Annotated in this window: 20 protein-coding genes and 1 tRNA gene; 8 read left to right on the top strand and 13 right to left on the bottom strand. The window is 52.8% G+C overall.

Annotated features, from left to right (window positions below; all coding sequences use genetic code 11):
* The first annotated feature begins 135 nt into the window (after window positions 1-135).
* Window positions 136-708: a YIP1 family protein gene (locus tag QT231_RS00425; RefSeq protein ID WP_308334990.1), complete on the top strand. Its 573-nt coding sequence runs from the start codon at window positions 136-138 to the stop codon at window positions 706-708.
* An 83-nt stretch (window positions 709-791) separates the two neighbouring features.
* On the opposite strand, the gene QT231_RS00420 is transcribed toward QT231_RS00425, so the two are convergent.
* From QT231_RS00420 to QT231_RS00400, 5 genes are all read right to left on the bottom strand, one after another.
* Window positions 792-1,208 (bottom strand): DUF488 family protein, encoded by a 417-nt coding sequence (locus QT231_RS00420; RefSeq protein ID WP_308335224.1) that lies wholly within the window; start codon window positions 1,206-1,208, stop codon window positions 792-794.
* A gap of 196 nt (window positions 1,209-1,404) precedes the next feature.
* Window positions 1,405-1,481, bottom strand: a tRNA-Pro gene (locus tag QT231_RS00415).
* Between the two features lie 132 nt (window positions 1,482-1,613).
* Window positions 1,614-2,435, bottom strand: a complete 822-nt coding sequence (locus QT231_RS00410) for an inositol monophosphatase family protein (RefSeq protein ID WP_308334989.1) — start codon at window positions 2,433-2,435, stop codon at window positions 1,614-1,616.
* Window positions 2,436-2,529: 94 nt separating this feature from the next.
* Window positions 2,530-2,964: an anti-virulence regulator CigR family protein gene (locus tag QT231_RS00405; protein ID WP_308334988.1), complete on the bottom strand. Its 435-nt coding sequence runs from the start codon at window positions 2,962-2,964 to the stop codon at window positions 2,530-2,532.
* Between the two features lie 132 nt (window positions 2,965-3,096).
* Window positions 3,097-3,591, bottom strand: a complete 495-nt coding sequence (locus QT231_RS00400; protein ID WP_308334987.1) for a pilin — start codon at window positions 3,589-3,591, stop codon at window positions 3,097-3,099.
* A gap of 238 nt (window positions 3,592-3,829) precedes the next feature.
* Between QT231_RS00400 and pilB the strand changes: the two genes are divergently transcribed.
* The 6 genes from pilB to QT231_RS00370 all read left to right on the top strand — a co-directional run bounded on the left by pilB (window position 3,830) and on the right by QT231_RS00370 (window position 9,611).
* A complete protein-coding gene (pilB, locus tag QT231_RS00395; RefSeq protein WP_308334986.1) occupies window positions 3,830-5,587 on the top strand; it encodes a type IV-A pilus assembly ATPase PilB in 1,758 nt (585 codons plus the stop codon).
* 3 nt (window positions 5,588-5,590) lie between these two features.
* The gene (locus tag QT231_RS00390) at window positions 5,591-6,823 is read left to right on the top strand and encodes a type II secretion system F family protein (protein WP_308334985.1); all 1,233 of its coding nucleotides are present in this window, start codon (window positions 5,591-5,593) and stop codon (window positions 6,821-6,823) included.
* A 46-nt stretch (window positions 6,824-6,869) separates the two neighbouring features.
* Window positions 6,870-7,715, top strand: coding sequence for an A24 family peptidase (locus QT231_RS00385; protein ID WP_308334984.1), 846 nt, complete (start codon window positions 6,870-6,872; stop codon window positions 7,713-7,715).
* A 98-nt stretch (window positions 7,716-7,813) separates the two neighbouring features.
* On the top strand, window positions 7,814-8,416 hold the full coding sequence (gene coaE, locus QT231_RS00380) for a dephospho-CoA kinase (RefSeq protein ID WP_308334983.1): 603 nt from the start codon (window positions 7,814-7,816) through the stop codon (window positions 8,414-8,416).
* A 34-nt stretch (window positions 8,417-8,450) separates the two neighbouring features.
* Complete coding sequence (yacG, locus tag QT231_RS00375; protein WP_022523595.1) at window positions 8,451-8,684, top strand: DNA gyrase inhibitor YacG; 234 nt, start codon at window positions 8,451-8,453, stop codon at window positions 8,682-8,684.
* Between the two features lie 39 nt (window positions 8,685-8,723).
* On the top strand, window positions 8,724-9,611 hold the full coding sequence (locus tag QT231_RS00370) for a DNA replication terminus site-binding protein (protein WP_308334982.1): 888 nt from the start codon (window positions 8,724-8,726) through the stop codon (window positions 9,609-9,611).
* A gap of 42 nt (window positions 9,612-9,653) precedes the next feature.
* Here the strand turns inward: QT231_RS00370 and QT231_RS00365 are convergent, their stop codons facing one another.
* The gene (locus tag QT231_RS00365; RefSeq protein WP_308334981.1) at window positions 9,654-9,995 is read right to left on the bottom strand and encodes a hypothetical protein; all 342 of its coding nucleotides are present in this window, start codon (window positions 9,993-9,995) and stop codon (window positions 9,654-9,656) included.
* Between the two features lie 377 nt (window positions 9,996-10,372).
* Between QT231_RS00365 and QT231_RS00360 the strand changes: the two genes are divergently transcribed.
* Window positions 10,373-11,203: a helix-turn-helix transcriptional regulator gene (locus QT231_RS00360; RefSeq protein ID WP_308334980.1), complete on the top strand. Its 831-nt coding sequence runs from the start codon at window positions 10,373-10,375 to the stop codon at window positions 11,201-11,203.
* A 90-nt stretch (window positions 11,204-11,293) separates the two neighbouring features.
* Here QT231_RS00360 and QT231_RS00355 read toward each other — a convergent pair whose 3' ends face one another.
* The 7 genes from QT231_RS00355 to gyrA form a co-directional block, all read right to left on the bottom strand.
* Window positions 11,294-11,668 (bottom strand): histone-like nucleoid-structuring protein, MvaT/MvaU family, encoded by a 375-nt coding sequence (locus tag QT231_RS00355; RefSeq protein WP_308334979.1) that lies wholly within the window; start codon window positions 11,666-11,668, stop codon window positions 11,294-11,296.
* 324 nt (window positions 11,669-11,992) lie between these two features.
* Window positions 11,993-13,672: a 30S ribosomal protein S1 gene (gene rpsA / locus QT231_RS00350; protein ID WP_088701565.1), complete on the bottom strand. Its 1,680-nt coding sequence runs from the start codon at window positions 13,670-13,672 to the stop codon at window positions 11,993-11,995.
* A 183-nt stretch (window positions 13,673-13,855) separates the two neighbouring features.
* Window positions 13,856-14,554 carry a (d)CMP kinase gene (gene cmk, locus QT231_RS00345; protein WP_308334978.1) on the bottom strand — a complete coding sequence of 233 codons (699 nt, stop codon included), beginning with the start codon at window positions 14,552-14,554 and terminating at the stop codon, window positions 13,856-13,858.
* The gene (locus QT231_RS00340; protein ID WP_308335223.1) at window positions 14,547-16,826 is read right to left on the bottom strand and encodes a bifunctional prephenate dehydrogenase/3-phosphoshikimate 1-carboxyvinyltransferase; all 2,280 of its coding nucleotides are present in this window, start codon (window positions 16,824-16,826) and stop codon (window positions 14,547-14,549) included. The genes cmk and QT231_RS00340 overlap by 8 nt, the downstream gene beginning before the upstream one ends.
* Window positions 16,827-16,831: 5 nt before the next feature.
* Window positions 16,832-17,923: a prephenate dehydratase gene (gene pheA / locus QT231_RS00335; RefSeq protein ID WP_308334977.1), complete on the bottom strand. Its 1,092-nt coding sequence runs from the start codon at window positions 17,921-17,923 to the stop codon at window positions 16,832-16,834.
* Between the two features lie 5 nt (window positions 17,924-17,928).
* Window positions 17,929-19,032 (bottom strand): 3-phosphoserine/phosphohydroxythreonine transaminase, encoded by a 1,104-nt coding sequence (gene serC, locus QT231_RS00330; protein WP_308334976.1) that lies wholly within the window; start codon window positions 19,030-19,032, stop codon window positions 17,929-17,931.
* On the bottom strand, window positions 19,016-21,757 hold the full coding sequence (gyrA, locus tag QT231_RS00325) for a DNA gyrase subunit A (protein ID WP_308334975.1): 2,742 nt from the start codon (window positions 21,755-21,757) through the stop codon (window positions 19,016-19,018). The genes serC and gyrA overlap by 17 nt, the downstream gene beginning before the upstream one ends.
* Window positions 21,758-21,811 lie beyond the last annotated feature (54 nt).

Genomic DNA, 21,811 nt, shown 5'->3' with positions numbered 1-21,811 from the left:
TTTTTTGTCCCTTTTTAAATTCTCTTTGCCACATAACCAACTATCACTTGCTCAACAATTTATAGCGTCTTTTAAACATAATATCACATCATGATACAAAGACCATTTGGTTTGCGCCTTAAGGAGAAACCTGAAATGAGGGCACTCACTTTTCTCAAATTGCCATTCAACCATCGTGAGGGCTGGAAAGAGTTACAGGCTTCCTCCCCCTCCATTCCCTTATTAGCGTGGCTGGTGGTTTTACCCATGTCGCTGTTGCCGCCAGTAATGCTCTATTATGCGGGTACCCATTACAGCGATGCGTTTATGGCGGGTTTTGCTCACCGAGAGTGGCGTTTTATCACTACAATTATTTTCCTTGCGGAATTACTGAGTTTTTTCGTTATCGGCTGGGTAATCTATGCCGTCGTCAACGGAACCGAAGAGTTAACCATCAGCTATCAAGATGCCTATTTACTCGCTGTACTTGCACCACTGCCGTTATTCATCTCGTCGTTGGCACTATGGGTACCCAACCTCTTGTTCAACGTAGTGGTGATACTCGCTGCGCTGGGCATCTCTTGCAGCTTGATTTATCACGGCTTACAAGCTCTCTGTACGTGTACGCATCAAGACTTTGATGTGGCAACTATCTCGGCCACTTATACGATTATGGCTGCCAGTGCTCTGGGGTGGGGTATATTGTTTGCTGTTATCTGGGCTTATTAAGCCATTAACATTAGGCGCACTGGCCTACAGGGGCATCAATCCAGTCATCGCCAAGCCAGATGATGACGCGTTAAGCAAACGGTCTAACGTTGAGAAGTGGGTAATGTGTGCGCCAAGCAGGGGGAAGAGCAAAACTCACTATCACTTGCGTCTTCCTCTTCAAGCGCTGATAGCGTCAATCTTTTGATTACCGGAAGGTGTGAATCCTCAATTTGTCGCACTGCGGTTAATAAAGTGAGCTGCCCCATTCTTGCGAACCTCATTAAAGGCAGCAGCTTATCAGGGCATGCCTTCAGCTCACTACTGTACCGCTCAAGAAACAGTGACGTGCTGATTTCTTGCTGTTGATATTGACGGCATAGTTGAGAGCCGGGTGCTATCTCCGGGTACCACTCGTTCAACGCCAGCGAGTGGCGCGACACCCCGCTAGGCCATAACCGATCAACCAGGACACGCGCACCGTCGTGCTCCTCTATCGGCGCATATATACGCTTAAGCATGATTTCATAGGGCATTGTTTATATACCTCTGCCAGCACGCACGTGGCTTCAGCGAGTAAATCCATACAGGTGTTAACATAGCAGCAAACGTGCCAGGCGCGGAACTACTAATAACTCTAGATTAATAATTCGAAAACTTGGACAAACAAAAAACCGCCGATTGGTTTTACCCAAATCGGCGGTTTTTAATAATCTTTGGTCGGAGCGACAGGATTCGAACCTGCGACCTTTGCAACCCCATTGCAACGCGCTACCAAGCTGCGCCACGCTCCGCTGTCTTTATTGGCCGCTACATCTTTGCCTCAAGACGGTGCGTATACTAGCGGTTTCTTGCATAAATGAAAAGCCCTTATAGCGCTTTCTTTTCAAGTATTTGTCACACACCGCTATGACTCTCATCGTCCTTTATGGCTTACGTTGATCCGCCTCAAGTAATAGATAGGCCATGGCGTCATATACACCGGGGGCCGTTACGATTAAATGGTCTGGGTAAATATCTTCCGGCACCGCTGAAGGCACAGGGTATAAGTGCCCTACCCGTGCGCCGGCTTCGCGGGCAATAACCCAGCCTGCAACGAAATCCCAGGGCGAGACACTCTCGTAATAAGCATCCAGGCGACCACAGGCTACATCGCATAAATCGAGCGCTGCAGCGCCATTACGACGTACGTCTTGGCACTCAAACAGCACGGCTTCCAATCGCTTCAAAAGGTGCTTCCGCTCCTCTTTGCGATAGGGAAAACCCGTACCAACCAAGGTGTGGGCCAGTGAATCTGCATTGCTGGGCTGTATGGGCTTGCCGTTGCAAAAAGCCCCGGCGCCTTCGGCAGCACTAAAGGTCTCGCCTAAAAACGGTGCATGCACAACGCCTACCTTGGCAACACCCGCTTCCATCCAGCCAATCGAGACCGCTACGTGGCGAAGCCCTTGGGCAAAATTAACCGTGCCGTCAATGGGATCCACCACCCAAAGCTTTGGCGCCGTTTCATGCAAAGCGCTCTCGGGGGCAAGCTCTTCACTCAGCCGCGCTTCACCGGGGAAGTGCTCCTCCAGGCGCTGACTAATCAGCTTGTCCACGGCCACATCCACATCGGTGACTAGCTCGTTATCCTTTTTTAAGCGCTGGGCAAAGTCCTGCTGCTCCCGCGCCTTGATAATCATCTGCCCCGCTTCTTCAGCAATAGCGATAGTAATTTCAAGACGCGCGGCTAGTGTATGGTCGCTCATTGAATCTCCCTTTAGAACGCGATGATGCTATGAGTCTCTACCATAAGCCGCTGCGATGTAATTTTCGAGTCAAACCGACTTCCAGCGATAGTGGTTAGCGCAAAACGTCTACCAAAACATCCACAACGATGCGTGTGGCCGCTTCGATTAACACCACATCGGCGCCGACACGCTCCCACTCATAGCCTGGGTAGCGCGGCAATTGGGACGCTAGATGGCCATCAAATCGCTTGGCAATACCCGGGGGTAACGGTTTACCACGCTCAAGATTGCGCTGAATACCTGGCGGTAACGCTTCGGCTCGTGGTGCGTCATGTCGGCGCAGTAACTGGCGTATTTCACGTTCGTTGATGCGCGGTAAATCGACCCGTTCATCGCGAGAGTGGCTATGTCGGTTAGATTCATGCTGCTGGTGCTGGCCCTTATCACGGGCACCGTGGGCCGGGGCATGGGCAGGCTGGGCGAAGGCTGCGTTATTGAGCAGCAATGCGCCAAACGCGCCTATGGCAATCAGTTTGATGGGCTTCACTGTAAGCTCCTCGCTTAAGGTCAGAACTTACAGTGTAGAGAACAAATGCGGAGGAAGTATGGAAACAGAACAGCCGCTCCCAAAAGCGGCTGAAAAGTGAAAGCAAGCTTGTTGACTTAATTTATCACCGGTTTAATTTTGGCAGCCGCGTGGAAGGATATTGCCAGGAATAGTTGCCTTACAAGTCCAACTGCCGCTGCTGGCATCTCTGGTGACTGACATTGTGTTTGATGCACTCTCTTCACCAGATGCAGCAGTTCCTATTGATCCAAAATTGAAGGTAATTGTAGGAGCAATGGAGTTTAAACCTGAATAAGTAAGGGTATTTCCACCCGTTAGATCATCTTCATTAAAACCGACATAGTTTTCGAACGCATTATTTTCATCCCCTGCTTGAAACTCAGTTGCAGGATTAACCCCAGAGGCTACCGCAGCATCAAATCCTGTTTGTAAGGACTTCAGGGTTGAATATGCGGATGAGGCTTCAGCTCGCTGAATATAAGACTGGTACTGCGGCACCGCCACAGCCGACAGAACGCCAATAATAGCGATAACGATCAGCAGCTCAATCAGAGTGAAACCACCTTGTTTGGCATTCTGTGTAATAGGTTGTGCAGCACTCTGCATGAAGGCATCTCCTGATGAGGAAGGGCAAGCCGTTGTAAGGACAGTGATTCCTTAAAATGAATTAGAAAATATTAAGATACATTAGCTTGCGTGATCTGTTTTTACAACACGCGCTATGGGCGTTATCGGCCAGTCGACTACCACTTTAGCGGATTGGGATTACCAGCCATTTAATGCCTGTAAACACTAGTTTATGGTACAAGTAATACGCTTAAAACGATGTAAAATAGGTTTTTGAATGAGCCAACCCCCTTTTGGGTCGACGTTAAGCCATGCCGCTGCACGTGGCGGCCTGCGCGGCATTGCCCAGCGTTTGGTTAAGCACGGCTTGTTGACCGATGCCCAGGCCGTCACGGCGGAAACAACCGCGTCGAATCTGGAAATATCGCTACTTCAGTATGTGATCGAAAGCGGCCTGGTCGACCCTAACAAAGCCACCCTGGCGGCTGGCTGGGAGTATGGACTGCCGGTTATAGATTTGGAGGCCGTTCGGCTTACCGCACTGCCTCCCGCTTCTGATTACCCTGTCAAAGTACTGCAGAGCCTTAACGTTCTGCCCTTAGCGCGCCACGGCCATCGCCTGACGGTTGCGGTTCCCTACCCCGCCACGTTGACGCAACTGGATGAGTTGCAGTTTGCGACCGGCCTGAGTGTGGAAGGCATCCTCGCTCCTGTTGATCAAATTACGGTCGCGCTCAACAGTTACCTTGCTCAAAACAGGCGGGGCATGCTTGATCAGTTGGATGAGCTGGATGATGCGGTTAATTCGCTGAGCATTGCGCAGAATAACGAGGGAAGTGAAATTCCGCTTGAAGCATCCTCTCAGAGTAATGAAGACGCGCCCATTGTTAAGTTCGTCAACAAAATCCTATTAGACGCGATCCGCCGGGGCGCTTCCGATATCCATTTTGAGCCTTACGAAACTCTCTACCGGATACGCTTTCGTGTCGATGGGATGCTCATAGAAGTGGCGCGGCCGCCCTTTGCCATGCGCAATCGTATCGCGGCCCGCCTCAAAATTATGGCCCGACTGGATATCTCGGAACGTCGCTTACCGCAGGATGGTTCGATAAAGTTAAAGCTTTCGCGCACCCGCTCTCTCGATTTCCGGGTTAACTCACTGCCAACAGTCTATGGCGAAAAGTTGGTGCTGCGGATACTAGATCCTACCGCAGCACAGCTGGGGATTGAGCAACTGGGCTTTACCGATGAACAACGAAGCTATTATGAACATGCGTTAAAACAACCCCAAGGCATGATTCTGGTCACCGGCCCTACTGGAAGCGGTAAGACCGTTTCGTTGTATACCGGCATTAATATCCTTAATAAAGTTGAGCGCAATATTTGCACCGCTGAAGATCCGGTTGAAATCAAAGTCGCCGGCATCAATCAAGTGAATGTATTGCCTAAGATCGGCCTCGATTTTGCCAGTGCGCTCAGGGCGTTTCTACGCCAAGACCCGGATGTGGTGATGGTAGGCGAAATTCGTGACCTTGAAACCGCTGAAATTGCCGTTAAAGCGGCCCAGACAGGCCATTTGGTACTCTCCACGGTGCATACCAATTCGGCAGCTAAAACGCTGACTCGACTGGCTAATATGGGCGTCTCCTCGTTTAACATCGCCAGCGCCGTTAGTTTGATTATTGCCCAGCGGTTGGCTCGCAAACTGTGTCAACACTGCAAAGAGCCCATTGACATTCCCCATGAGGCGCTGCGCAAAGAGGGCTTCAACAGTCAAGAAATCCAACAGGCGACTATCTACAAACCGGTAGGCTGCAAGCACTGTACCCACGGCTATAAAGGGCGAATTGGCCTTTATGAGGTAGTGCCGATTACTGAAGCGATGCGTCAACTGATTATGCGCGATGCCAACGCATTGGATATCGATCAGCAGAGGCGCAGGGAGGGCTACCCAAGCCTGCACCGCAGTGGGTTACTGAAAGTCATGCAGGGTATTACCAGCCTGGAAGAGGTTAACCGAGTGAGCAAGGAGTAAGGCATGGCTAAAACGGCACGTCGACGCCAAACGCCCGCCATCAAGCTATCGCGCTGGAAATGGAGTGGTAAAGGCCCGCAAGATAGAGCGCTAAGCGGTGAGATGATTGGCCGTAGTAAAGCCGAAGTAGCCGCTGAACTCACCAAGCAACATATTGTTATCCGCCGGATTAGTAAAAAAGGCAGCCTGGGCGGCAGCGGTCGCATTAACCCCAACGATATCATGGTCTTTGCGCGTCAAATGGCGACCATGATTCGTGCTGGCATCCCTTTGCTGCAAGCACTTCAAGTAGTGGCAGAGAGCCTCAAAAAACCGGCTATGGTTGCCCTTGTTCAGCATATGATGAGCGATGTATCGTCGGGTACCAGCTTCTCAGATACATTGAACCGTCACCCCAAACACTTTGATCGGCTGTTTGTTAGCCTAGTCAGTGCTGGTGAGCAGTCAGGTGCGCTGGATCAAATGCTCGATCGGATTGCGACCTATAAAGAGAAAGTTGAGTCGCTGAAAGCGCGGGTTAAGAAAGCCCTTTGGTACCCCACCGCCGTTATGACGATTGGCGTTGCCGTGACCATGTTGCTATTGATTAAAGTGGTGCCTGAGTTTGAAAGCATGTTCCAAAGCTTTGGCGCAGAACTCCCTGCACTAACCCAACTGACCGTGAATTTATCCCAGCTTGCCCAGCGTTATTGGCTAGCCGCGCTCGGCGCTGTTGTGGCTGCCGTGCTTCTGCTCAAAATAAGCATTCAACGCTCGCCAAGCGTCGCTTACCGTATGCATGCACTGCTGCTTCGCTTACCGGTCGTTGGCGATATTATGCATAAATCTGCGATCGCCCGTTTTTCGCGTACATTAGCGACCACCTTTGTCTCCGGCGTTCCGCTTGTCGAGGGCTTGGATACCGCCGCTGGTGCCACAGGCAATAAAGTGTATGAACGTGCGGTGGTACAAACGCGCCAGGACGTAGCCACCGGGCAACAGCTATACTTCGCCATGCGAATGACCAACCGCTTCCCTCCCCTGGCGATTCAAATGGTCAGCGTCGGTGAAGAGGCTGGATCGCTTGATGCCATGCTCAATCGCGTGGCTGATTACTATGAAGAGGAAGTCGATAATAAGGTCGATGCCCTCACCTCGCTGATGGAGCCGATTATTATTGTGGTACTGGGTGTGCTGGTCGGCGGCGTGGTGGTCTCTATGTATCTACCCATCTTCGACTTAGGCTCCGCCCTCTAAGATTCAAACTCGCAAGAAACTAATTTAAACAAACCCAAGGAGCGACATGTATCACCCTCCCATCATCCTGTGGTTAATTGTTTTATTGATTGGGCTATGTCTAGGCAGCTTTTTGAATGTGGTGATTACTCGCCTTCCGGTAATGCTTATGCGAGGCTGGCGTAACGAAGCCCGCGAAGCGCTTGAGCTTAGCGCCGAACACTCACCGCGCTTTAACCTGGCCACGCCGGGCTCCATGTGCCCACGCTGCGAAACCCCTATTGCATGGCACGACAACCTACCGTTAATTGGCTGGATAAAACGCCGCGGGCGCTGTGCTGCGTGCCAAGCACCTATTAGCATTCAATACCCACTGGTAGAAATAGCCGGTGGCTTGTTGGCCGTGGCTGTGCTGGCGCTCCACGGGCTTACTGCAGAATCACTCTTCATTTACGGCGCCTGCCTAATACTGTTAGCTCTCGCCGTAATCGACTTTCGTACCCAGCTACTGCCCGACGTGATTACCCTACCCTTACTTTGGGCAGGGTTACTGTTTCAGCTTCTTTTCCAGCCACTTATGCTGCCGAGTGCCGTTATCGGCGCCATGCTAGGCTATCTCTCACTATGGAGTTTTTATTGGCTATTTAAACTGGTCACCGGTAAAGAGGGAATGGGCTATGGCGACTTTAAGCTGCTAGCAGCGCTGGGCGCCTGGCTGGGATGGAGTTTTTTACCGCTGATTTTGATCCTTTCCGCAGGGCTTGGGGCCATTGTTGGGCTAGCTGCCCAGGCCTACTCTCCTCGTCTACGCGGCGCACCACTACCATTTGGCCCTTTTCTCGCCCTCGCGGGTTGGGTGGCACTGTTAGTCGGTGATGAAATAATGGCAATGTATCTCAACCTGCTCATGTAAAACTGAACTATTTAAAACTGAATCGTGTAAAACTGAATCATGTAAAACTTAGCCATGCGGAATTTGACCATATAAAATTTAGCTATATGAGGCAGTAGATGATTATCGGATTAACGGGTGGCATTGGGTCGGGTAAATCGACCGTTGCTCGCGCCTTTGAAGCACTCGGCGCCGCCTGGGTCGATGCCGACGATGTCGCCAGAGAAATAGTCTTGCCTGAAGAACCGGCCCTGTTAGCCATTCAACATCGCTTCGGTAATCAGATCATGCATCAGGACGGCACGCTTAACCGTGCCGCTCTGCGCGAGATTATTTTTAAAGATCCAGCACAACGGCAGTGGCTAGAATCAGTGACACATCCCCGCATAAGGGAGCGGCTACTGCAGCACTTAGCACGGCTCAAAGCCCAGGGGGCACCCTATGTGCTGCTTGTGTCACCGTTACTGTTTGAGTCGGGTCAAAATGCGCTAGTGGATCGCACGGTGGTGGTCGACGTGCCACAAGCGTTACAATTATCGAGAACCCAACAGCGTGATGGGGTGAGTGAAAGCCAGGTGCGTGCTATTCTCGCCGCCCAACTTTCCCGCGAACAACGGTTAGCCAAAGCAGACGACGTGATAGATAACAGCGGTGACCACGCCAGCATGATGGAGCAAGTGGCACGGCTTGACGAACGCTACCGTCGGCAGCTTAACTACTGAGATATCGCGCTTGTTATCGCAATTGGAGTTTTTTATGGCTCGCCCTGCCAACGATTCCCCGCTAGAAGTTAATTGCCCGCAATGCGCTAAGCGCGTGCCCTGGCTGCCAGAGAGCACTTATCGCCCTTTCTGCAGCAAACGCTGCCAACTATTAGATTTAGGCGCCTGGGCCGATGAGTCGCACCGTATATCGGGCGAGTCCGCCATGGATGAGGCCGATATAGAAACGCTCCTAGCGCAAGCCGACAAGGATGCGCCACTCACCTGAAAAACCGTATAACTGACCTAGCGAGCCCTTACACTTCCCATGGCCGAAACAAACGCTACCCCCTCATCGCCTTCGGCCTATCATGTGCTGCTTCAATTGGAGCAGCAGTTTGATCATCTGCTTGAAACCATTGAAGCAGCCGTCTCGCTATACGAGCAGCAGCTACCACCTACATGGGTCTTTAATCAAGCGGCCCCGTCTAGTGATTGGCTACGTAAAGCCCTATTCGACATGTGGCATGAACAGGATCAAGATGGCCGCGAGACGCGCAACTATATTGCCGTCGTCGCCGCTAATGATGAACTGGTAAGGGCGATTGACGCGGTTAATCAAGCCAAAGGCCATTTTAGTAACCTACTGCAACATATTAAGCAGGCATTTCCACAGGCACTTAGCGATGCCAAAAGCCGCCTGCCGCAACGCCACCCTCACGTGGATGAAGCGTTACGCCGCAATGGACTTGCTCGCTTACATCTTAAACAGAGCTGGCGGCAGTTACCTATTGCCCAAGCGCCTGTCTCACGCGTTCGCTTTGCTTGGTACAGTAGTGGCCGCTCTATTAAACGCCTCTCAGTGCAAGAAGCTGAACATAAGCTTTTGCAGCTTGATACCGATGCGCCGCATATTCGTATTCAGCTACGCAAGCTAGCCGGCATCCCCAGCGGTGAAGTGCTTGCTCAAGTGCAAACTCAGGCCCCACTTATGCGGGCAAACCTGTTCTTTACCGAACCACTCGACGACGGGCATACACGACGGGCACTAAATGCCGCCATGCCTATTTTTGTACCTGACAATAATCAACGCCTGCCCCACATTAACCTACCTGCACCACAGCCCCCCAGCACCCGCACACGGGCAAGGCGACGCGATGAGAAACTAGAACAGGATGTATTTCTGCCGAGCTTGCGGATTTATCGCTACCGCTAGCATAGGCACACCTGCAAAGCCTTCTGCGATGTTTTGCAGGTACTAGCTGCCAGGCACTACATCCTGCTGCCATACGCCATAGCCAAGCAGTGCTTCGATCAGCTCGGCCAGGTCGTTATGATCCACACCATACTCGCTCAACAGAGCATCAAAGCGCTGTTTAAAAATACGCTCCTGGTCTTGTTGCTGTTCCTTCTGCTGGATTTCTTCATCTTCTTGTTCCAGTGCCGCAAGCGAGCGTACCGGCGGGCCTGTCGGTATATCTAAATCGCTTTCTGGATCATCTAATTGGCGTAACGCCTGGGCAAAAGCATCGTCTAATTCACGAAACTTGCGCAGCTTCTCACGCTCATCTATTGGCTTTTGAACCTTTTGATATTTCATCGATGTTTCATTTACACCTTGCTTGAAATGGTCGATATGACTGCTAATGTCGCTTTTTTTGGCGAAAACTGTGCACAAACGCGTAAAGATAACGAGCAAACTTGCCTTTGCCACCCAGTTACCAGCATAAAGGCATCATTATTAAGTATATGAGGGTAACCAGCACATTTATCAAACACGGCACAGTCAGCGACAACTCATTAAATCGATGCTTCGCATCAACATTACCTACAAGTAGCCTGAGAATAGAGACACGACTCTTATCTGTAGGCTGAATTTTTTCCCTTCAGCCAGGTTACCAACACTAACGCACTGGGAGAGTGCACTACAGGCGAGATAAGCACGACCTGTACGATTCACGCATGAGAGGCCAGAGAATGTTCAACGCGATGACACGAGCTGAGATCTGGCTGCAGGATACACTCGATAAGTCACTCGGTATCGAAGACCTTGCTAATCACATAGGGTATTCATCTTCTCAAGTCCGGCGCCAATTTCGGCAAAGCTTTCACATTTCACCTAGCGCCTACCGTGAAATAAGGCGACTGGAACGCGCGGCGGTGCTGCTTGCGCTTACTCCTCTCAATATAGCGCAAATTGCAATACGTTGCGGGTACCAAAACCACTCGTCTTTCTCACGGGCATTTCAACGTCGTTATCAGTTCAGCCCACGCAATTTCCGCCTAAAGCTGAAAACCAATTTCCACCGCCCATTGCCACCTCATGGCTTGCACACGCGTATCGAAAAAACCACTGGCCGCCAAATGGTTCTAATGCGCCTCTACAAAGCTCCCGAGCATATTAAGGGGCTAGGGGATGAAAGCTATCACAATACGCAGCTAGCGTGCTTACAGATGCGACTGCGGCTATCAACGACCATTATCGCACTGCCCGATATACTCGCCGACAGAATTAATGCACTTAATAAGGAGTCTTTTCACTCTTACCGTACCGACATTGGCCTGTACCTAGCGGACACGGACAATGCACAAGACATTGCACTGCCTGTTCTCTATCGGCGAGTCGACATTCCTACCCATTACTATGCGAGCACATGTTTTGACAGCTTAGCTGGCCTTTATGGCGCTTTGACGCACACCATCATGTATCTGCTCAACAGGCAGGATGTTTGGCACGTTAGTGGCCACCCCCCGCAGGTATTATGGAAAGCGGATCATTTAGAACTTCGCATCCCATTAACAGGTTAGCAACAGGGATAACGGCACTGGAGTATAGCTGAAAGCCTATGGCAATAGAAAACCGGCATTTCTGTACAGAAATGCCGGTGATTAGACAGCTTAGTCTTCCATGCGCTCCAACCAAGACTCGACGGTTTCATCGCCGTACTTGTCTTTCCAGCTGCGCAATCCTTTATGGTTGCCGCCGCGCGTTTCGATCACTTCCCCTGTTTTAGGGTTTTTGTAAATTTTAAGACGGCGCTTACGACGGGCATTGCCACTCGCTGTGGTTTTAGCGCTCCGCTGGTCAGCAGTCGGATCTAATAAGGCGATAACATCACCCGGGCGCTTGCCGAATTCATTCATTAGCGCTTCAAGTTTAGCCTTAAATTCCAACTCGCCTTTCAGGCGCTGATCGCCTTCTAAGCGCTGAAGGTCTTCTTGAAGCTGCTTTAGCTGCTGTTCTTTCTGAATATATTCGTTAAGTAAAGACATAGGGGTTCCTTTAATAGCGTATCCAACTGAACGGGGTTCAACTGAATGGGATCTAACTTAGGTGCAAATTGACGACCTCGACACCCACTAGTTCAGAATGCAGGCACATTATTCCTGTAAAAAGTGTAACTGACAACAGTCTAGTTGATTTTCACCCAATTACTAATCGTTTTTTTAAAACTCTATTGCTGCTAAAGAGTTTAAATCTAATAGCCCTGGCAACTATGCGAACCTTCTGTTGAACAACTACTAGCGCTCAAACGCTACAAACAAAAGCGCCGCCCCTAAGGGCGGCGCTTTCACTAACCAATAACTAACCGATAATTAGTCTTGGCCCATCTGCTGCTTGATCAAGTCACCGATGGTGGTCGGGCCGCCAGCTGTTTCCGGCTCTTGCTCACGCATCTTCTTCAGGTTCTGACGCGTATCGTCCTGGTCTTTCGCTTTTACCGACAGATTAATCTGACGGCTCTTGCGATCAACGCTGACAATACGAGCTTCTACGCTGTCACCTTCGTTCAGTACATTGCGCGCGTCTTCTACGCGGTCAGCACTGATTTCAGAGGCTTTCAACACCGCAATAACGTCAGTCGCCAATTCAACTTGCGCTTCTTTAGCATCAACTTCAATGACGCGACCGGTTACGATGCTGCCCTTATCGTTAACTGACAGGTACTCAGCAACGGGGTCAGAATCCATCTGTTTGATACCCAGCGAGATACGCTCACGCTCTGGATCAATAGATAGGATAACGGCTTCAGCTTCGTCGCCTTTCTTGAAGTTGCGTACGGCTTCTTCGCCAGTATCCGTCCAAGAAATATCAGACAAGTGAACAAGACCGTCAATACCGCCTTCAAGGCCGATAAAGATACCGAAGTCAGTAATTGACTTGATGGTACCTGAAACGCGATCGCCCTTGTTGTAGTCAGTGTTGAAGGTTTCCCATGGGTTAGCAGTGCACTGCTTGATACCCAGAGAAATACGACGACGCTCTTCGTCGATATCCAACACCATGACGTCAACATCATCGCCCACTTGCACGACTTTAGACGGATGGATGTTTTTGTTGGTCCAGTCCATTTCAGAAACGTGAACCAGACCTTCAACACCCTCTTCCAGCTCGGCAAAGCAGCCGTAGTCAGTCAGGTTAGTGACGACCGCGTGCACTTTCATGCCTTCCGGGTAACGCTCTTTGATGTTGACCCACGGATCTTCGCCCAGCTGCTTGAGACCCAGTGATACGCGGTTGCGCTCACGGTCAAACTTCAGAACTTTGACGTTGATCTCGTCGCCAACGGCAACGATTTCAGACGGATGCTTAATACGCTTCCACGCCATGTCTGTAATGTGCAGCAGGCCGTCAACGCCGCCCAGGTCTACGAAAGCGCCGTAGTCTGTCAGGTTCTTAACGATACCTTTAATCTGCTGGCCTTCTTGCAGAGTCGCCAGCAGCGCTTCACGCTCGGCACTGTTCTCTGCTTCCAGAACCGCACGACGTGATACCACAACGTTGTTGCGCTTTGGATCGAGCTTGATGACTTTAAAGTCCAGCTCTTTGTTTTCCAGGTGCGCAGTGTCGCGAACAGGACGAACATCAACCAACGAGCCTGGCAGGAAGGCACGGATAGAGTCAACTTCGACAGTGAAGCCGCCTTTAACCTTACCGTTAATAACGCCCTTAATGATTTCGTCTTTCTCGAAGGCTGCTTCCAGAATCTTCCAAGCTTCTGCGCGCTTGGCTTTTTCGCGGGACAGACGCGTCTCACCGAAACCATCTTCTACGGCTTCAAGTGCAACGTGCACGTCGTCACCGATAGCGATGTTCAGGTTTCCGTGTTCATCGCGGAATTGTGACGCAGGGATCTGACCTTCAGATTTCAGACCAGCGTTGACAGTAACCCAGTCACCGTCAATGTCGACAACCTGGGCCGCGACAATAGCGCCTGGCTCCATGTTGATGTCGTTAAGAGACTGTTCAAACAGCTCAGCAAAGCTTTCGCTCATGGTGTTCCTACGTAATTACGTTGTTGAGGCATAAATGCCTTCTCCGCACCACCAGCAAGTGCGGGCCTAATGTCACTCAGCCTTTGGGGGTGTTAACGCTGGTTAGACCTGACCGGGCTCACCGATGTGAGTTTAGTGCCCTGCCACGTCGTGACACCTATCCAAAAGCGCCGCAAGGGAGAATCACACGCCGCTTACCAGCCCTCTTTGGGCGAGCAGTTCGGTCAGTCGATCAACCACTTCCGGTATGCTCAGGCGCGTGGTATCAAGCGTAATGGCATCATCTGCCGGCTTGAGAGGAGCCACACTGCGCTGCGTGTCGCGTGCATCGCGTGCCTGAATCTCCTTTAAAAGACTCGAAAGACTAGCATCCACCCCGGCTTCCTGCAACTGCAGATAGCGTCGACGCGCCCGTTCATCGGCACTGGCGGTTAAAAAAATCTTTAGCGGTGCATCGGGAAACACCACGGTGCCCATATCACGCCCATCAGCCACTAAACCTGGCGTTTGACAAAAATCACGCTGCCGCTGTAAGAGCGCCTGACGAACCGCAGGCAGCGCTGCCACCTGCGAAGCGCGCTCACCGGCCTGCTCAGTACGGATTTGCTGACCAACATCTTCACCTTCAAGAAAGGTACGCGGCTGCCCCTCCTCAATCGGGAAGGCCACATCCAACTGCTCCGCCAAGCGTGCAAGCCCCTCCTCATCGTCGACCGCCACGTTATGCTTCAACGCTGCTTGAGCCGTCAGCCGATAAAGCGCGCCGCTATCCAGCAGGTGCCAGCCCAAGCGCTCGGCTACCAAGCCACTAATAGTACCTTTCCCGGCGCCACCAGGGCCATCGATGGTGAGAACGGGAACAGCGGCAACACGCTCACTCATGGGCACCCTCCACGCTAACGCCCATGCCAATACGCGTAGCTAATTCGACAAAATCGGGGAAAGAGGTCGCCACATTGGCGCAGTCGTCAATCACAATTTCTGCATTTGCCCGTAGCGATGAAATCGCAAAGGCCATGGCAATACGGTGATCACCCAGGCTATCGACACGCCCCCCGCCGTAGCTGGCTTTTTGAGCATCGCCATTACCGACAATATCGATACCGTCTTCTACAACGGTGTGCTGAACACCTAAAACGGCCAAGCCATCGGCCATGGCCTGAATGCGATCCGACTCTTTGACGCGCAGCTCTTCAGCACCTCTTAAACGGGTTACCCCCTCGGCATTCGCAGCGGCAATAAATAGCGCGGGGAATTCATCAATGGCTAACGGCACCTGCTCTTCGGGGATATCAATACCTTTCAGCGGCGCATAGCGAATACGGATATCGGCTACGGGCTCCCCACCCACCTCACGCTCATTCTCCAGCGCTAAGTTCGCCCCCATCAGGGTAAGAATATTAATTACGCCAACCCGAGTTGGATTGATGCCGACGTGTTCAAGGGTGATATCTGAGCCTGGGGTAATCGCTGCTGCCACTAAAAAGAAGGTTGCAGATGAGATATCTGAAGGCACATCGATCGGTCCGGCCGTCAGCTTACCGCCCCCCTTCAACCAGCAGGTATCTCCCTCACGGGAAACCGCATAGCCAAAGCCATTAAGCATACGCTCGGTATGGTCACGGGTCGGCGCAGGTTCGCGCACCCGGGTTTCGCCTTCGGCGTAGAGCCCCGCCAACAGCAGGCAGGATTTAACCTGGGCACTGGCCATGGGCATATCATACTCGATGCCTTTAAGGGCGGCACCGCCGTGAATTTTAAGCGGCGGACGCCCGCCTTCGGCTGTCTCAATGGTGGCTCCCATCAGGCGCAGCGGGTCAGCCACGCGTCCCATGGGGCGCTTAGTCAGGGACTCGTCGCCGGTTAGCTCGCTGTCAAACGCCTGGCCAGCCAGCAGCCCTGAAAACAACCGCATAGCGGTGCCCGAGTTACCCACATAGAGCGGGCCAGCGGGGGCTTTTAAGCCATGCATACCGACACCATGAATGGTGACCTTACCCTGATGCGGCCCTTCAATCGCCACGCCCATTTCACGAAATGCCTGCAGGGTTGCCAGACTATCTTCGCCTTCAAGAAAGCCCTTTACTTCAGTGACGCCTTCCGCCAGCGCGCCCAGCATAATGGAGCGGTGTGACATGGATTTATCGCCCGGTACGCGCAAGCGCCCCTGGGCTTGACCGCCCGGCTGCACACGGTAGGTAACCTTACCTTGTGGTTGCATATGATATTCCGCCTGATAACTGGTTTTGTTCAATAAAGAGTCGAAATAGTGCCGGGCGTGGCTCGCCCGATCAAAGGTGGCAATCAGCGCATCGCTGTCTCCGACTTCTACCGCATGCCGCAAGCGAGAAAGCCCCGCTTCAAAATCATCCAGCGATGCCAGCACCGCCTCTTTGTTGGCAATAAAAATATCCCGCCACATCACCGGATCGCTACCTGCGATACGGGTGAAATCGCGAAAGCCGCCCGCTGCATAGCGAAAAATATCCAGCCGTTCGTCCTGACGCGCCAGCGTGTCCACCAGTGAAAAGGCCAGCAGATGGGGCAAATGACTGGTACGCGCCAACACATGGTCGTGGCGCTCTACGTCCATTTCCAGCACATCGGCACCGCAGGCTTCCCATAAACAGCGCACGCGCTGCAAAGCGTTACAATCGACGTTCGGCTCAGGCGTCAGGATAACCTTGTGGTCGACATAGAGACGCGGATTAGCCGCTGCGACACCGCTTTTTTCTGAACCGGCAATGGGGTGACCTAACACCATATTGGTGGGGACTTGACCAAATACCCGCTGAGCGCAGGCGCGAATAGTCGCCTTGGTACTACCCACATCGGTGATGACCACATCAGCTGATGCCCTGGACAGCGCCTTGTCCAAGCTGGCCATAACGCTCTCCATGGCGAGCACCGGCACCGCCAGCACCACCATGGTGGCGTCATTGGCTTGCTCAGCTAGATAAGTACCGCCCGAATCGATCAACCCCATCTCGATACCGCGAGCGATCTCCTGCTCATCAGGATCACAGGCAACAATCTTCCCCTGAAATCCTGAAGCGCGCAGTGCAGCCGCTAGCGAGCCACCAATCAATCCCAAACCAACAATCAATAGGCGCGACTCATGACAACCTGATGCTTTTACGCTGCTTTCGACCATTAACGTCACAGCACGCCTATGGGGTAGGAGCCCAGCACGCGTAGATCCGCCGCCCGCAGCTGCACTTCTTCAAGCACTGCTGCCACCTTGGGCTCATCACGATGGCCTTTAAAATCAATAAAAAACACGTAGTTCCATACGCCTGCACGGGAAGGACGTGTCTCAAGGCGGGTTAAATCGATCTGATGGCGATGAAACGGCTCCAGCAACGCGTGCAGAGTGCCTGGCTGGTTGCGCATGGCAACCACAATCGAGGTTTTATCCTCTCCCGCCATAGGCACATCCTGATTGCCAATAATCAAAAACCGTGTGGAGTTGTCCGGGCTGTCCTCAATTTTTTCGGCAATATGCTCAAGGCCATAAAGCTTGGCCGCCATATCGCCCGCAATCGCCGCACTGTGCCATTCGGTTTTAACCAGTTTCGCCGCCTCAGCGTTGGAAGAAACCGGTACGCGCTCTGCATGAGGAAAATGTGCATCCAACCATTTGCGACACTGGGCAAAGGATTGCGGGTGCGAATAGATACGCGAGACCTTGTCGCGGCGGGTGTTTTCACTGACCAGCAAGTGGTGGTGAATACGCAGCACCACCTCGCCACAAATTTTGATCGACGAGTCCATAAAGGTGTCCAGGGTGTGATTGACCACCCCTTCGGTGGAGTTCTCCACTGGCACCACGCCGTAATGCACGGCGCCCGCCTCGACTTCACGAAACACCTCATCGATGGCTGCCATGGGCAAACTCACGGCGCTTTCACCAAAATGCTTGAGCGCCGCCTGCTGGGTAAAAGTGCCTTCTGGGCCCAGGTAGGCGACTTTAACCGGCTGCTCAAGCGCCAAACACGCCGACATGATTTCGCGGAACAGGCGCGCCATCTCTTCTGAATCCAGCGGGCCTTTGTTTAACGCCATAATGCGCCGCAGCACCTGGGCTTCGCGCTCAGGGCGGTAAAACACCGCATCCTTATCTTCGGCCAGCTTGACGTGGGCCACCTGCTGGGCGCAGCTGGCGCGTTCGCTGATCAGATTGAGAATATCGCTATCGAGCTGATCGATGCGCTGGCGTAGCTCGTCCAGATTGATCGACGTGTCGGACATGATGGTTAGCCCCTTGTTTTTTCAAAATCGGCCATAAATGCAATCAAGGCATCTACCGCAGACTCAGGCACCGCGTTGTACAGGCTGGCACGCATACCGCCGACGCTGCGGTGGCCTTTCAAATTAAGCAGTCCCGCCGCATCGGCCTGCTGTAAGAACGACTTATCTAGCGCTGAGTCGGCTAAGACAAAGGGCACGTTCATCCGCGAGCGGTTATGTTTGGCAATGGGGTTGCTATACAACTCGCTGGCATCAATTGCCGCGTAAAGTTTATCGGCTTTCCGCTGATTGATGGCGTCCATCGCTGCCAGCCCACCGATATCCTCTTTCAGCCACTGAAATACCAGGCCGGCCAGATACCAGGCGTAAGTAGGGGGCGTATTCACCATCGAACCCGCCTCGGCCAGCATTTGATAATTAAATAGCGAAGGGATGTTGGCCTGAGCTTTACCCAGCAGATCTTCACGCACGACTACCAGCGTTAACCCCGCGGGGCCAATATTTTTCTGCGCCCCGGCATAAATCAACCCAAACTCACTAACGTCGATGGGCCCAGAGAGGATATTTGACGACATATCGCAGACAAGCGGCACATTAGCCCCATCGGCACGTTGGACATGGGGCGTATAGTCAAACTCCAAGCCACCAATCGTCTCGTTGGAGGTGTAGTGCAAATAGGCAGCATCAGCGCTTACCTGAAGCGCATCACGCGCGGGCACCGCCGTATGGCCATTGGGCTCACTGCTGGCCACCACATGGCAATCGAAACCCAAGTGCTTAGCTTCGTTGAACGCCTTCTTGCCCCAAATGCCAGTTTGGATAAAGTTGCCGCTACCGCCCTGCCCCAGTAGGTTCATCGGCAGCATGGCAAATTGCATACTGGCGCCGCCCTGCAAAAACAGCACTTTATAATTATCCGGCACGCCTAAAAGCTGACGTAAATCGGCTTCAGCGCGCTCGGCAATGGCGATAAATTCATCGCTGCGGTGGCTCATTTCCATTACGGAAAGGCCACGCCCCTGGTAGTCCAGCAGCTCTTCACGGGCACGTTCCAGCACAGCGACTGGCAGGGCCGCTGGCCCTGCACAGAAATTATAGTGACGTGTCATCAGCCCCTGCATCCTGTCCATCATCTGAATGGTTACTCGCCGGCGCATCGTCGAGACTGGTTTCTTCAGAGTCAGTTGCTTCGAGACCGTTTAGCTCTTCGCTCTCTTCCGGCTCATCAACGCGTACTGTCTTGACCAGCTTCTCTTCTTTACCCAAGCGAATCAGCATGACGCCTTGCGTATTACGCGACGTCGTAGAGACCTCTTCCACGCGGGTACGCACCAGCGTGCCACGGTCGGTGATCAGCATCATTTCATCGCTGTCGTAGACCTGCATCGCCGCTACCAGCGAACCGTTACGCTCGCTGGTCTGCATGGCGATAACACCCTGACCACCGCGGCCACGCAGCGGGAATTCTTCCAAGCGGGTGCGCTTGCCGTAACCATTTTCACTGGCGGTCATAATATAGATCTGACCATCCACGGTGCCGGTCACAGTACCCTCTTGAGCGCCATCCTGCGCTTCCCCTTCGGCATCCGCTTCGGCGTCGATCTGCTGACTCTTGGGAATAATCAGGCTGATCACTTCCGCATCGCCAGCCAAACGCATACCACGCACGCCGCGGGCAGTACGCCCCATCGCTCGAGCGTTGCTCTCTTCAAAGCGGATCGCCTTACCATTGGACGACAGCAGCATGGCGTGATCGTTACCGGTGGTAATTGCAGCGCCCACCAAGCGGTCGCCCTCTTCCAGGTCAATGGCAATCAAACCACTGTTACGCGGGCGGGAGAACTGCTCAAGACTCGTCCGCTTGACGGTGCCTTTAGCGGTGGCAAAGAAAATATAGTGCTCGGGGTTGTAGTCGCGCACCGGCAAGATGGCGTTAACCGCTTCACCCTCTTCCAAGGGCAGCATATTAACCAAGGGCTTACCGCGAGAACCGCGACTGGCGTTGGGCATTTCGTAGACTTTTAACCAGTATACTTTGCCGCGGTTAGAGAACAGCAGCACGGTGTCGTGAGTAGAGGCCACCAGTAGGTGCTCAATCACATCTTCGTCTTTCATCGCAGTGGCAGACTTGCCGCGTCCACCACGGCGCTGAGCCTGGTAGTCCGACAGAGGCTGCGTCTTGGCATAGCCAGAGCGGGATACGGTGACCACCATGTCTTCTTCAGCGATCAAATCTTCCATCGAAAGATCCAGGTGGCTGGCCTGAATTTCAGTGCGACGGTCATCACCAAACTGATCACGTACGGCGTGCAGCTCTTCGCGGATGACTTCCATCAAGCGATCGGCTGAAGCCAGAATCTCGGTAAGCTCGGCAATTTTCTCGAGAATAGACAGGTATTCATCGAGCAGTTTCTCGGTTTCGAGCCCCGTCAGGCGGTGCAGACGAAGTTCCAGAATCGCTTGCGCCTGGGCAGGCGATAGACGATACGAAGTAGCGGCAGTATTGAGGCCAAAGCCCTCTTCAAGCTCTTCTGGCTTGCATGAAGTGGCACCGGCCCGCTCCAGCATGGCGGTTACCTGACCAGGCTGCCAAGTCTTGGCGAGCAGTTTCTCACGCGCTTCTGCTGCATTGGGCGAGGCTTTGATCAGCTCAATGACTTCATCGATATTCGAGATAGCCACAGCCAGACCTTCCAGCAGATGGCCGCGTTCACGGGCTTTTTTCAGCTCATACAGCGTGCGCCGGGTAACCACTTCGCGGCGGTGGCGAATGAAGGCTTCCAGCATCTCTTTTAGATTGAGCGTACGTGGCTGACCATTTTCCAGCGCCACCATGTTAATCCCGAACACGTTTTGCAGCTGTGTTTGGGCAAACAGGTTATTGACCACAACGTCGCCAGATTCGCCGCGCTTGATCTCAATAACCACGCGCAAGCCATCTTTATCCGACTCATCGCGCAGTTCGGCGATGCCTTCAATCTTCTTCTCTTTCACCAGCTCGGCGATCTTCTCGATCAACCGCGCCTTGTTCACCTGATAGGGCAGCTCGGTGATGATGATGTGATCGCGACCGGTTTTTTCGTGGTGCTCGATGGTGTGGCATGCGCGCACATAAATACGCCCACGGCCGGTGCGATACGCCGACAAAATACCCGCGCGACCGTTAATAATCGCGCCGGTGGGGAAGTCAGGGCCGGGGATATACTCCATCAAGTCATCCACCGACAGCGTATAGTCGTCGATCAACGCCAAACAGCCGTCGATGACTTCACGCATATTGTGCGGCGGAATATTGGTCGCCATGCCTACCGCGATACCCGACGAGCCGTTGATCAGCAGGTTAGGTACTTTGGTGGGCAATACGGCGGGTATACGCTCGGTACCGTCGTAGTTATCCACCCAATCGACGGTATCTTTTTCCAGGTCGGCAAGCAGTTCATGGGCGAGGCGCGACATGCGCACCTCGGTATAACGCATAGCGGCCGCGTTATCCCCATCAATCGAACCGAAGTTACCCTGGCCGTCGACCAGCACATGGCGCATCGAGAAATGCTGCGCCATACGTACGATGGTGTCGTATACCGCGCTATCACCGTGCGGATGGTATTTACCGATGACATCGCCGACGACACGCGCCGACTTCTTGTACGGTTTATTCCAATCATTACCCAGTTCATGCATGGCAAACAGCACACGCCGGTGAACCGGTTTAAGGCCATCCCGCACATCTGGAAGCGCGCGGCCGATAATGACGCTCATCGCGTAGTCGAGGTACGACTGTTTGAGCTCGTCTTCAATATTGACGGGCAAGATTTCTCTGGCGATGTCACCCATGAAAGTCAGATCCTTTGCACTGCATTGGCACTGCGAGAGTTGAAAGCGCTTAAA

Origin of the sequence: Halomonas sp. SpR1 (genome assembly GCF_031010175.1) — a bacterium.
In the GTDB taxonomy this organism is placed as follows: Bacteria; Pseudomonadota; Gammaproteobacteria; order Pseudomonadales; family Halomonadaceae; genus Vreelandella.
Note: the sequence above shows the minus strand (reverse complement) of the source record. Positions and strands in the feature narration are given on the sequence as shown.